The 12,547-nt window shown below is 58.2% G+C and carries 13 protein-coding genes; 1 reads left to right on the top strand and 12 read right to left on the bottom strand.

Annotated elements, in window-relative coordinates; translation table 11 throughout:
* Positions 1-8: 8 nt before the first annotated feature.
* The 9 genes from ACN6PJ_RS08550 to lipA all read right to left on the bottom strand — a co-directional run bounded on the left by ACN6PJ_RS08550 (position 9) and on the right by lipA (position 9,727).
* Positions 9-1,094 (bottom strand): acyltransferase family protein, encoded by a 1,086-nt coding sequence (locus ACN6PJ_RS08550; protein ID WP_277756723.1) that lies wholly within the window; start codon positions 1,092-1,094, stop codon positions 9-11.
* Between the two features lie 157 nt (positions 1,095-1,251).
* The gene (locus ACN6PJ_RS08555; RefSeq protein WP_277756722.1) at positions 1,252-1,629 is read right to left on the bottom strand and encodes a GtrA family protein; all 378 of its coding nucleotides are present in this window, start codon (positions 1,627-1,629) and stop codon (positions 1,252-1,254) included.
* 23 nt (positions 1,630-1,652) lie between these two features.
* Positions 1,653-2,588 carry a WxcM-like domain-containing protein gene (locus ACN6PJ_RS08560; RefSeq protein ID WP_277756721.1) on the bottom strand — a complete coding sequence of 312 codons (936 nt, stop codon included), beginning with the start codon at positions 2,586-2,588 and terminating at the stop codon, positions 1,653-1,655.
* Positions 2,589-2,593: 5 nt separating this feature from the next.
* The gene (locus ACN6PJ_RS08565; RefSeq protein WP_277756720.1) at positions 2,594-3,535 is read right to left on the bottom strand and encodes a glycosyltransferase family 2 protein; all 942 of its coding nucleotides are present in this window, start codon (positions 3,533-3,535) and stop codon (positions 2,594-2,596) included.
* A complete protein-coding gene (locus ACN6PJ_RS08570; RefSeq protein ID WP_427995440.1) occupies positions 3,532-4,656 on the bottom strand; it encodes a DegT/DnrJ/EryC1/StrS family aminotransferase in 1,125 nt (374 codons plus the stop codon). The genes ACN6PJ_RS08565 and ACN6PJ_RS08570 overlap by 4 nt, the downstream gene beginning before the upstream one ends.
* A 763-nt stretch (positions 4,657-5,419) precedes the next feature.
* Entirely contained in the window at positions 5,420-7,228 is a 1,809-nt protein-coding gene (locus ACN6PJ_RS08575) for a DUF2142 domain-containing protein (RefSeq protein ID WP_427995441.1), read from the bottom strand.
* A gap of 8 nt (positions 7,229-7,236) precedes the next feature.
* Positions 7,237-7,575 carry a 4-amino-4-deoxy-L-arabinose-phospho-UDP flippase gene (locus tag ACN6PJ_RS08580; protein ID WP_427995442.1) on the bottom strand — a complete coding sequence of 113 codons (339 nt, stop codon included), beginning with the start codon at positions 7,573-7,575 and terminating at the stop codon, positions 7,237-7,239.
* Positions 7,572-8,576, bottom strand: coding sequence for a glycosyltransferase (locus ACN6PJ_RS08585; protein WP_427995538.1), 1,005 nt, complete (start codon positions 8,574-8,576; stop codon positions 7,572-7,574). The genes ACN6PJ_RS08580 and ACN6PJ_RS08585 overlap by 4 nt, the downstream gene beginning before the upstream one ends.
* Positions 8,577-8,722: 146 nt before the next feature.
* On the bottom strand, positions 8,723-9,727 hold the full coding sequence (lipA, locus tag ACN6PJ_RS08590; RefSeq protein ID WP_427995443.1) for a lipoyl synthase: 1,005 nt from the start codon (positions 9,725-9,727) through the stop codon (positions 8,723-8,725).
* A gap of 240 nt (positions 9,728-9,967) precedes the next feature.
* Between lipA and ACN6PJ_RS08595 the strand changes: the two genes are divergently transcribed.
* Positions 9,968-10,705, top strand: coding sequence for a LacI family DNA-binding transcriptional regulator (locus tag ACN6PJ_RS08595; protein ID WP_427995444.1), 738 nt, complete (start codon positions 9,968-9,970; stop codon positions 10,703-10,705).
* Positions 10,706-10,881: 176 nt separating this feature from the next.
* Here the strand turns inward: ACN6PJ_RS08595 and ACN6PJ_RS08600 are convergent, their stop codons facing one another.
* Genes ACN6PJ_RS08600 through ACN6PJ_RS08610 form a run of 3 tightly spaced genes read right to left on the bottom strand, consistent with a single transcriptional unit; the run spans position 10,882 to position 12,523 of the window.
* Positions 10,882-11,604 carry a tetratricopeptide repeat protein gene (locus ACN6PJ_RS08600; RefSeq protein WP_427995445.1) on the bottom strand — a complete coding sequence of 241 codons (723 nt, stop codon included), beginning with the start codon at positions 11,602-11,604 and terminating at the stop codon, positions 10,882-10,884.
* On the bottom strand, positions 11,582-12,238 hold the full coding sequence (gene lipB, locus ACN6PJ_RS08605; protein WP_427995446.1) for a lipoyl(octanoyl) transferase LipB: 657 nt from the start codon (positions 12,236-12,238) through the stop codon (positions 11,582-11,584). The genes ACN6PJ_RS08600 and lipB overlap by 23 nt, the downstream gene beginning before the upstream one ends.
* 12 nt (positions 12,239-12,250) lie before the next feature.
* Positions 12,251-12,523 carry a YbeD family protein gene (locus ACN6PJ_RS08610; protein WP_043544559.1) on the bottom strand — a complete coding sequence of 91 codons (273 nt, stop codon included), beginning with the start codon at positions 12,521-12,523 and terminating at the stop codon, positions 12,251-12,253.
* Positions 12,524-12,547 lie beyond the last annotated feature (24 nt).

A 12,547-nucleotide genomic window follows, 5' to 3' on the forward strand; every position in this document is an offset into this window, starting at 1 on the left:
CGTATCCATTAGCCCCTCATCCCCGAAAGTTGTTCCGTCTGGCCGTCCCGATGGTATGCCTGTTGACGCGGCCTCAGAAATCTCTTCAGCGACAGCATAGGCCTCTCGATCCAATGCCAAGAAATCGCAGCTAAAATCGTTGATATCACTATTGCGCCCAGTGCATTTGTTATCTGACTCTGCTCAGGCCAAATGAGCACCAATGTCTGCTGGACAGGCCAACCCCATAAATAGACTCCGTATGAATAGTCTCCGATGCGGTCAACCCAGCTAAAGGTGGGCATAAATGCCAACAGGATAAACAGGCAGACAAGTATCAGGATATAGCCAAATTGAAAATTCGGTGTACCAATGGAGACCAATGCGATGGCCACAGCCGACAGTACAAATGTCGGAGACACTGTCACCAAGTCCTTGTTCATATACAGGAAGCAGCCCAATGCGAACAATAGGGCCACATGAACGTCGGTCGCACCCGCTACACCTGGAATATGAATTGTCTCAGTCCAGACTAGTAAGGAAATTAGAGCAAATACGACATTGAAAATCACACGATTGCGGAGCACGCCCAACATGTATGCAACTGCGAGATACAGATACATCCTAATCTCAACGATGACTGACCATATCGAGCCGTTCATAGAATCATAACGGTTCCCGGTGAACACGCCCGGCAAAGTCCATTCGCTGCCCATTCCCAATCCAATCTGAGACAGGTAGCGCCAAGTTTGTGCGTGGGTCAAATATTCTTTGAGCGGCATTGTAGTTACAATGCCCCCCAATACGAACACCACGATAAAGAGATTAAACCAAAGACCCGGGAACAACCGCAGCACTCTGGAGGCCGAGTACCTGAAGACACCTGAGCTCTTGATACTGCCGCAGACGAGAAATCCACTTAGCAAAAAGAAAAAATCAACGGCCAAACCTCCAAAATGCGCATAGTGCGTGATTGTGCCCAGCCAGTCCCTTTCGGTACTTCTGGTGATCACGAACGCGTGGCTATATATAACAGCCCAAGCCGCCACCAATCTAAAAAACGTTATGCTATTTACGCGACCTTGAGAAATAGCCGCGAGGGTTTGCGTGGACATAAGTCGAATGATGAGCGGAACAGCAATGCGCTGCGGAAGCCGGCACTAGAGCGCGGCCGTTGGTATGTAAACCCTAGGAATTCTGAAAAGGGGGTAGCGTACAATTGAGCTCGAGTTCGTTATTCTAGCGTCAAAGGAGCGCGAGCACGCGTCCCACCTAACGTGGACGTCGCAGCACGAAGCGAGACAATATAAAGCCGAGCGATGTCGTCACCGCCAAAGAAATAAAGATGGCAAGTCGACGATGTATATCCATATCAATGGCTTTCGTCAGAATCAAAACGCCAACGTAGTATGTAACGGCATAACAGAATACCACCAGGACTCTCGATACAATGTCCTTCCGGCCGCCGACAAATACCCGACTGGGATAGACAATCGCGACATAGGCCAAGCCAACCACCCATCCCAAAGCGTACGAAACCCGCTCTGACCACCAAATCAGTGCTACCTGATAGACCAGCAGGGTTAAAAGCGTATTTAAGCCACCCGCCACCAAAAAACGAATAGCGTCGTATCTTGGCGAGGCCTTCATAATTCTATTGAAAATTTCCAATATCAGGAGCCTGTAGCGGCACGCTGGAACTCGGTGTAGTCCCGTATATAGTCTTCGTTCTCGTAGGGCAACGAGGCAAAAACCTGTAAAATTGTACCCGGCTCAAATTTATATTGCACTCCCCAAACCATAGGAGGAATATGCAAACCCACTCCGGGACCCTCAAGCATAATTTCCTTTCGGTGCACACCATCATCAACGACCACCGCTACCCGCCCGGCGACCGTAAATAAAAATTGATGGCATTTCTTGTGAGCGTGCTCACCACGGACTTTATTGTTCGGGACGTCAAAAACGAGAAACGACCGTTGGGGAACAAACGGCAGTGCGCTAAATTCGATCGCGGATAATTTTCCCCTCATGTCCTGAAAAATAGGGGAGCGTATGAGTCGACAGCCGCCGATTCCCAAATCCCCTTCTTCAAAGCCATCTATTGATGCGACCGGCGCATATGACTTCTCGGACGTTTGGTAGCCTACTATTACCGCAGGATTTCCAACTACGGTCGCGTTGGGAGGGACGTTCTTCGTGACCACGGCCCCCGCGCCAATCATCGCCCCTGTGCCTATGGTGATACCAGGCAGAATTGTCGCATTCGCACCGATTGACACACCTTTTTCAACAACGGTTTGCAAAAATGCTGCGGGATATACTTTTGACCGTGGCTGCTTGTCATTGGTGAACGTTGCGTTGGGGCCTACGAAAACCCTATCCCCCAATCGCACTCCGTCCCAAAGCTGCACACCACATTTTAGGGTAACGTCGTCACCCACGATCACGTCGTTCTCTATAAAAACGTGATCACACACATTGCAGTTTTTGCCAATCCGCGCCCCGGGCAGAATGTGGGCAAAAGCCCAAATCCGACTACCCGTTCCGATCGCGTCAGATTCGCAAATGGCTTTTTCGTGAATGAATACTGCTGAATCTTGGTTCATAGTACTTACTTGATAGACGTTGGGCTTTCCATCACATGGCTCACAATGCTAAGCGGCCGGCGTTTCGTGTTCTCGGCTGTGCGCCACGTATAGCAGCCCAATATACCCTGAACCATAAGGATCAGCGACCCAAAGAACATGATTAATATAAACAAGCTGGCGTAGCCCGCCTCGTGAATATAGCCAGTTATCCTAGCCACCGCAGTCACCACACTTAGAACGACGCTTATTGAACACCCCATAATGCCTAACCAGAGGGCAATCATGATAGGTAAATCCGAAAACGCCAAAATGCTGTCCATCATGTAGCGGAAACGCCTGGACAAATTCCATGCACTTACCCCATGCTCTCGCCGACGCCGCGTGTATGGCACGAATTTACGCCGGAAACCCACCCAAAACAACTGGGCGATAAGCGAACTATTGGGTTCAACGATCGAGAGAGTAGCATCCAATACCGAACGATTGCACGCAAAGATATCAACTCCTCCAGCGGGCATGTCACGCACGACGTATCGTCGATATACACCCCAGAATAGCTCGGAGAGCTTTCGAGATATAAATGGATCATTCCGCGCCACACGCTGCCCGAATACTACGTCTGCCTCATCATTTTCCAGAATCTGGAAAAACATCTCGATCAATTCTGGCGGCTCTTGAAGATCCGCAGCCATTACTGCCAGATACTTTCCCGTGGCCAGGCCTAGCCCCGTTCGAATAGCAGCGAATGAGCCGAAATTCCTACTATGAAAAGCTATCTTGTATGCAAAATCAAAATTCTTGGCCGCATCCATTAACAATTCGGCCGAATTATCGGGCGAGCCATCGATAACAAAAACGACTTCGAATCCGTCGCCCACCCTTTCCCGCATTTTCACGATTGCGTCGACCAACGACGGCACGTTAGCTGCATTCCGGTACACCGGGATAATGAGCGAATATTTCATCGCAGGGCCCAGGCTTTAAGCGCCTCGACGACACGAGTTATTTCATCCTGGGTCATGCCGGGAAAACAAGGAAGGGAAACGATCTTTTCCACGGACTCCCGCGAGTTTTTTAGATCCCCAGCCACTCGCTTGGGCATATCGACCCATGCAGGCTGATCCGTATCCAATATCGGGTAATGAATATCAGATGCAATCTTTCGCTCACTTAAATAAGTGCAGAAAGCTGCCCGATCCTGAACCAGCGCTACAGCAAGATGGGTCACTGCACCGTCCCCATTTTTCAGGAACTGCACACCATCAGAAGACACTTCACGATACTGTTCAACGATGCGATTACGCTCCGAATTAAGTTCCGTCAGATGCTGCAGCAGTATGGAAAGAATGGCTGCCTGCACTTCATCCATGCGGGAATTTCGTCCACCGGCGAGGTCGATCTTGTATTTGCTGCCCCAGCCATATTGCTGCAGCATTCGTACCATTTTCTCTAGCTTCGCATCATTCGTAACAACGCAGCCGGCGTCTCCCATCGCTCCGAGATTCTTGCTGGGATAGAAACTGAAAGCGGCAATATTCCCCATCGAGCCGACTTTTTCTCCCCCCACCGTAGCCCCATGGGCCTGCGCGCAGTCCTCCACTATCGCTACGTCCGCATAACCGGCGGAATCCAACAGTGCCCTCATCGCAGGCACATCCACCGTGCCACCATACAAATGGGTCGCCACTACCGCTACGGTGTGCTCGCTGAGCGCACTTTCAAGCGCGCGAAGAGACATTAGCTGTGACTCGGGATCGATATCGACGTAAACAGGAACGGCCCCAATCTGACGGCAAGCGGTAGCGGTATAGCCTCCGGCATTTGCAACCGTGACTACTTCATTCCGCTCAAGATTGGCGCCCACACCGACTGCGCGGAGAGCAAGCTCGAGAGCGTCGGTCCCGTTGGCGACTGGAATGCAATGGGACGTCCCCACGAATGCAGCAAAGCTCTCGGAGAATCTGCGCCCCTTGTCGCCATTGAGCCACCAACCGCTACGTAGCGTGGCCACGACTGAATGCTCGATCTCACCAGCATAGCGGTCATAGATTCGCTTCAGGTCGTTGGTCGGAACGATTTCTAGCATACGCGCCACATTGAAAGTTGGGATGTTGAGAAACCAATCGTCGCTCTCCAATTGCAACGACGGTCGAGGCCGCAATTTTAGCACCAAGGGTCCGTCGCAGGTCCTCCGCGGGTTGCCCATGATCGTGCGGCGCCGCCTCGAAAAGTACCGCGGCGAAGGCGGATCTGAGATAACTCGTTCCGCCCCCCTTTGGTACGCCTACATAGCCACTGCGACTTGCCGTGTGCCCCTTGGCTCCGCCGTCCCGAACCTGACACTTCCCAGCTTCGCACCAGCTCTGCTACGCGCTGCCCAGGAAGGCAGCCCCTGCCCATTCATGCCTCGGATAGAGAAATAACACCTCGCTCGCAGGGCTCTTAGGAAGAACAGAACGCACGCAGTTCAAGGACAAAATTGAGAATCAAGCAAAATTCATCCACGCAAATATTGGGGGCGGATTTAATATTTCGGCGGATTCAGAATATCAAAATTCTGCCCCAATACGAGACTATCTTGTTCTCAAGATACTATTCACAGCGAATCAAAAATGCACACTCAGTTTATTAAAATCGACGATTGTGCTCGCTAAATTCTTAGAGTCAGAAAAATTCCGACAGACTCCCCTGTCCGTCGCAAAGATCAGGAGCAGCCAGATGGCGAGTGGATTCAGCAATCCCGACTGCAGGCGATTCAACACCGTATCGGCGCGCTCCATTCCGCTGCACGTCATGGGCTTCGCAGAACGATCTGTCTGTTTACAAATTCACCCGATTCTCACCGCGATTCATGGCGTCGGGCAACCTTCCGTAAACTGGGATGACCCGTCGACATAGACATAGACCATGCAGGTAGCCGGCCCGCCGCCGGCCGGCGTCGCCTGCCAGACGCTGACGCCCCCGCCCGTGATCGATACGATCCGGCCTGACACGTATCGACCCTGCGGAACGTCGAGCAGCGCGTATTCGTTATCCTTGAGTTCCGGCAGTGCAATGGGCACGCGCACCGTCTCGCCGGCCGGAGTGAGCAACTGCAGTTCCGCCTCGCCACGGTTCGTGCGCATGTGTGTGCCAAAGTTGATGCCCAGCCGGCTGATCTCGCGCTGGTCCGCGAGGTAGCGAAAACTCATACTGACTCTGAGCGGGTTTGCTGGCGAGAGCGGCGGTGTGGGGCTCACGGACACTGAGACCGACTCGATAGGCGCGAACGACTGATAATAGCGACCGAGCATCAGCGAGACCGTCGCCGTTATAGACAGGTACATCAGCGCGACCAACACAACGGCGGCTCCCTTTCGAGCAAGGCCTTCGAACGCGCCCTTGCTGGCCCCGAGGGCGTAGGCCAGTAGAATCATTGGCAGCGCAAAATACCGGCCTTGCACACCCAGGACTACATCGGCGGGGTGCTTGTTCCATGTCACCAGCAACGCAAGGAACGTCATGAAAACGGAGGCCACTGCGCATAACAGCAGCGCAGCCCGTGAAGGCCAGTCCATGCGCAGCCGGCGAAATGACAGCGACAGGATGCCGATGGCCGCTAAAGCCAGCAGCGCGAGCCTGTAGACCTCCGGTCTAAAACTCGCGTCCAGCCAGCCCAGCACTCCGATGAATGAATGCGTGTAAAACTCCCTCAGGTCCGGCCGCTTCAGCGTTGCACCCAGCACACGCAGAAAATCTACGGGATGCTTTAGATAGTGCAGGCCGACCTCGGCCGTACTCGCGCCTATCAACACCCGCTTGTCCACTGTGCTGCCCATGGCATGCAGCAGCCAGGCCGCGATGATCGCAATGGCCAGTATGAAGAGATAGTAAGAGGACTTCGTGCGCACGTAGAAGCAGGCCATCGCAAGCATCAGCAACGCCGGCAGCATATGGACACGGCTTCCGATCAGGACGATCAGCGCCAACGTCAACGCTGGCATCAACCACGCGGCGGCGGCCCGCCTATCCTGCGCAATGCGCAGAAAAAGGGACACCGACAGGACCGTCAGCGCCATAGACAGGCCGTCGATGGTCGAGGAAGCAAACTGGAAGAGACTCATCGGCAGAATGAGCAAAGCCAGCACCGCCGGATTGACCGGATAGATCCAGAACGCGGCCCACAACAGCAAGCCACAGCTCAAAATGGTTAGCAATACGGCGAGATCGTACGACGCGCCAATGGTTAGCCCAGTAGCCTCGCCGACCATCAGCCCCAGTGCCTGAGGAATATAGATAGCCGGCAGATAGTAGCCAGTTCCGGGCGCGGCACTGAATTCGCGTTGGCCGGTCCAACGCGCCGTTTCGGCGGCGAAACTCTCCTCCAACGACAACTTGCGGTGCGGGCGATATGGCAGGACGCCATAGGCGTTGAAATAGGACAGCAAACCGGTATCCACCATCCCGCCTGACCCTTGGTCCGCAGATGCCTGCAACGTGAATGCGCCCTTGCCCAGCAAGTAGGCACGCTTGACGTGATCGAACTCGTCCGGCGATTGCATTGACGGGATGAGCGTTGCCATCGTGACGCACGTCAACACGAAAAGGGCGATCAGCCACCTGCGGCTACAACTCCCATCGCGTAATTCCTGCGGCGAAGTCATGTCCAGCCGGTTCATTCCCATGATCAGGATCGGACCGCGATGACGATGCCCGCGGCAATCAGCGCAACGCCGATGAAATATTGCGGGCTGAACCTCTCGCCCAGGAAGAAGTAACTACCGATGGGCACCAACACGAAGGCCATTGCCATCAGCGGATACACCCGACCCAACTCCGCCTTTTGCAAGACCCAGACCCACGCAATAGTAGTCAAGCCATATAGGGCAAAGGCAGAGAACAGCAAAGTCAGGGTGCCCATGTCGAAAAAGTTGCCCGTCCTATGAAGCGACTGAGCACTGAGTTTGAATAGTATCTGCCCGACGGCAATGCCGATCACACAGATTATCGCGACGACGTAAATCATGGGGCATCCACCGATTTTCTGCTTTTCTTTGTAAGGCTCTTCACCCGTCGATGAAACGGCCGCTTGGGCACGGATGCGATGTCATACCCGATAAAGGCGAGAATGAACTGCACGCCCAGGATGATGGGTAGAGCAGCCAGCATAACCGTGCCGGCGGGCGTGGCCACGCCCGCGTGGGACGACGAACTCCAATGGATCAAGCCGTAGCCGACGCCCCAGGTCAGCATAGCCACGCCTAACGGCAGCTCAAGCGAGGCCAGCGACATATCGCGTAGGTAGTAGTTGTAGAAAACGCGCTTCCAGAAATTTCGCACGTGCTTGGCAGCGAACTCTCCAACAATCTTCGAGATTTTCAAGTTGCTGACTTCATCGCCGTATTTGGCATCCATGGGGATGTCAACCACGACCGCGCGCAGGATATTCAGGCGGAACAGTATGTCGGTTTCAAAGAAATACCGATTGCTGATCTTGTCGAAAGGCAGGTGCCTGACCACATCCCGGTGAATGGCGGTATAGCCATTGGTAGGATCAAATACATCCCAGTACCCGGAGGACACCTTGGTCATAAATGACAGCACGGCGTTGCCGAAGGATCGAATCCGAGGCATTTCCCGGATCTTCTCCAAATCGAAGAATCGGTTGCCCTTGGTGTAGTCGGCCTCGCCGGCTTGAATCGGAAGAACGAACTCGGAGATCAGCGCCGGATCCATCTGGCCGTCGCCGTCGATCTTGACGATGATCTCCGCGTCATCTGCCAAGGCAGCGAGGTAGCCCGTCATCACCGCGCCCCCCACTCCCCGGTTCACAGTATTGCGAACGACCTTCACGCGAGAGTCGGGGCAATGCTGCAGCACGAAGTCTCCGGAACCTTCCGGGCAACAATCGTCGACCACGTAGATACGCCCGACCTCGGGGCCGATGCCGTCGATAACGTCCAGAATGTGCGCCTTCACCTTGTAGCTGGGAATGACGACGGCAATCTGGCAAACCGGACTTTGCATATCCACTCTGGGTCGCGCCTCGCTGATAGATTCATATTTCGCGACGAAATCCTCGCGCGCGTCAAACAGCGCGCCAGAGTATATCCAGCGCGCGCTTCGAAGAAGAAGCGCATCGGCTCCACCTTCGTCGGGATCTTGTCCCGTGATTAGTTCACCCCAGCCGCGTGCGCCTGCTCGTCCGCATGGTACGAAGACCGCACCATCGCGCCCACCGCCGCGTGCGTGAACCCCATGGCATAGGCCTCGCGCTCGAACATCGCAAAGGTGTCCGGATGCACGTAGCGCAGTACCGGCAGATGATGCTCGGACGGCTGCAGATACTGGCCGATCGTCAGCATGTCCACCCCGTGCTCGCGCATGTCGCGCATCACTTGCAGGATTTCCTCGTCGGTCTCGCCCAGACCCAGCATCAGGCCGGACTTGGTGGGGACCTCGGGGTGCAGCTTCTTGAATTCGGCCAGCAGCTTCAGCGAGTGCATGTAGTCCGAACCCGGGCGGGCCTGCTTGTACAGGCGCGGCACGGTTTCCAGGTTGTGGTTCATCACGTCGGGAGGACCGGCGTTCAGGATGGTCAGCGCGCGGTCCAGGCGGCCGCGGAAGTCCGGCACCAGCACCTCGATGCGAGTGGTGGGCGAGAGTTCGCGGATGTGGGTGATGCAGTCCACGAAGTGGCCGGCGCCGCCGTCGCGCAGGTCGTCGCGGTCCACCGAAGTGATCACCACGTAGGACAGCTTCATGGCGGCGATGGTGCGCGCCAGGTTGACGGGCTCGTTGGTGTCCAGGGGATCCGGGCGGCCGTGGCCCACGTCACAGAAGGGGCAGCGGCGCGTGCACTTGTCGCCCATGATCATGAAGGTGGCGGTGCCCTTGCCGAAGCATTCGCCGATGTTCGGGCAGGAGGCTTCCTCGCACACCGTATGCAGGTTGTGCTCCCGCAGGATGCGCTTGATGTCGTAGAAGCGCGAGCCTGGCGCGGCGGCCTTCACGCGGATCCATTCAGGTTTCTTCAGGCGCTCGGCCGGAACGATCTTGATGGGAATGCGCGCGGTCTTGGCCTGCGATTTCTGCTTTTGCGTCGGATCGTAGGCCGCGTCCGCGGGCGCCGCGGTGGATTCGTTCGAGGGAACAGGAGACTCGGCGAGCGTAGACATTGGACACCTTCATAGCCGGCGCGCGAACGGACCGGGTCTGGGACAAAAACGGCATTTTACCCCTCGCGGCCCGGATCCGCCCCGGATGGGGCCGCCCACGGAGCGCTCGGCGCCCGGAAGGCGGGCGAGCCTGGGTTATCGTCACGCCTGACGAATCCGCGGATTTCCCCATGGCCCCACTGCCCCCGCCCCATCGCCCTGATCGCGCCCCGCCTGGACACCGGGCTTGCCGCCCGCGCCATGCAGGCGTGCGCCGAACTGCTTGCCCCGGCCGGCTATTACCTGGCCGCCGCGCCCTGGCAGGGCGCGCCCGGCCTGTCGCTGCTGAGCGAACTGCGGCCGGCGGCGGCGCTCGTCATCGGCCCGCTGGACGATCCCGGCTTGCGTTCCACCGTGGCCGCGCTGGAGATCCCCGTGGTCGAGACCTGGAGCGCCTCCGCCCAGCCGCTGGACGGCGCCATCGTTATCGACAACATGGAGGCGGGACGCCTGGCGGCCCGGCATCTCGCCGCCAAGCGCCATGCGCGCGTCGCCTGCATCAGCGCCGACAACCCCTGGGAACGGGCGCGGCGGGAAGGCTTCATCGGCAGCGCCGCCGCGCTGGGACTGGAACAGATGGCGGACATCGTGCAGCCTGAAGCGCAGCACATGAACGATGGCCGCATGGCCTTTCTGCGCCTGCTGGCTACCAATACGATCTTCGACGCCGTCTTCTGCACTTCCGACCTGCTGGCCGCGGCGGCGGTATCGGAGGCCCACAATCGCGACCTGCACGTGCCCCAGGACCTGGCCGTGCTGGGTTTCACGGATGACGGCAGCGCGGCTCAGTGGGCGCAGGGGCTGACGACGCTGGGCATCGATGCCGCCGCCCTGGGCCGGCGCGCCGGCCAGTTCCTGCTCGACCGTCTTGACGGCGAGCGCGGCGCCCGGGAACACGCCACCATCGAGGTCGTGTTCGAGGAGCGACTGAGCACGTAGGATGGGTGGAGCGCGGGAGTTCTTAAGAAAGAACTCAGGTATCCAGCGCGCGAAACCCATGCTGTCGTGGGCAGACAGTGCCTGGCACCGGCCGGAAAACAGCCGATTGCGGCCGCATGGGTTTCGCGCGCTGGAGAGCAATGCTCTAGCTTAAGAACTCTCGCGCTCCACCCATCCTACGCCTCGTACAAAGCCGGGAACCCGCTGGCCTGGAGCATGGCGTTGGCTTCGCGCAGGAACGCCGGCGTGGCCGTTTCGGGCACGCGGACCAGCCACGGGACGGCGTCTTCCTTGCGGCCGCGCAACAGCAACAGGCGGCCGAGGTGGAACATGCCGCGGAAGTCGCCCCCCTCGGCGCAGCGCCGGTAGCAGTCGAAGGCCCGCTCCATGTCTTGCTCGACCACGTCGCCCGCCTCGTAATAGCGGCCGACCACGCCGATGGATTTCACGTGCCCGGCCTGCGCGGCCTGCTGGTACAGGGCCAGCGCCGCGGCGGAGTTCTGCGCCACGCCGCCGCGGCCGCTGCGCAGCATGTGGGCGTAGTTGTACATGCCCCAGTCCAGCCCCCTGTCCGCGGCCAGCCGGAACCAGTAGGCCGCGACGGTATCGTCCGCCGCCACGCCCCAGCCGTTTTCGTAGCAGCGCCCCACCATGTTGATCGCCATGAGATGGTCGGCGTTCGCGGCGCGCTTGAACCACGCCAGCCCTGCCGCCTGATCGCGTTCGACGCCGGCGCCATCGAGCAGCATCTGCCCGTGGATGGCCTGGGCTTCGACCAGGCCCAGCTCGGCGGCCGCGCGGATCCAGGCGGCGTAATCCTCGAGAGGTCCATCTTCGCGCAGGCGGGCCAGCTGCTCGGGCGTGGTGGCGGCGATGTCAGCCGGGCTGTAGGTTTTCATGTCTTTCCCTTGCGCGGCCCCAGGCCAGGGCCAGATTGCGGCCTAGCGCATCGCCCGCCTCGGTCGGCTCGCAGCGCGCGCCGCAGCTGGCCATATCGACGGTGCGCAGCCCCTGGTAGCCGCAAGGGTTGATGCCCAGGAAGGGCGCCAGGTCCATCGACACATTCAGCGAAACGCCATGATAGGCCCTGCCGTTGCGGATCTTGATGCCGAGGGCGGCGATCTTGGCCAGTTCGCCGCCCTCGGGGTCGGGCACGTAGACGCCCGGCGCGCCGGGCTTGCGACAGGCGTGCGCCACGCCCAATTGCGCCAGCGTGTCGATGACGGCGCCTTCCAGCAGGGTTACGTACTCCTTCACGTACATGTCCGCCCGGCGCAGGTCGAACAGCGCGTACGCCATGACCTGGCCGGGGCCGTGGTAGGTCACCTGTCCGCCGCGGTCGCAACGGACGACGGGGATATTGCCGGGATTGAGCACGTGCTGCGGCAAGCCCGCCTGGCCCAGGGTGTAGACCGGCGCGTGTTCGCAAAGCCAGATCTCGTCGGGCGTATCGGCGCCCCGCAGGTTGGTGTATGCCTGCATATCCTGCCAGACCGACAGATAATCCGCCGGCCGCGCGAGCCACTTGATCACGACCGACCCGCGCTAGAGGACGATGGACACCATCGGGTGGCCATGCAGCGCCCGGTAGAGCGCGTCCAGCTGTTCGCGCGACGTGGCGCGCACCGTGAAGGTCAGCCCCATGTAGTTGCCGCCCTTGCTGGGCCGCATTTCCACCGTGGCGGCGTCGAATCCGGGATCGAACTGCAGGACGACTTCGGTCAGCGTCTGCGCGAATTCGGGGTGCTGCTTGCCCATGACCTTGATGGGAAAGTCGCTGGGATATTCGATAAGGGAATCTTCGGGCGGGATATGCATGATGTGCCTAAATAAGTGTTGCCC

Source organism: Achromobacter sp. (assembly GCF_050285585.1).
In the GTDB taxonomy this organism is placed as follows: Bacteria; Pseudomonadota; Gammaproteobacteria; order Burkholderiales; family Burkholderiaceae_B; genus Achromobacter.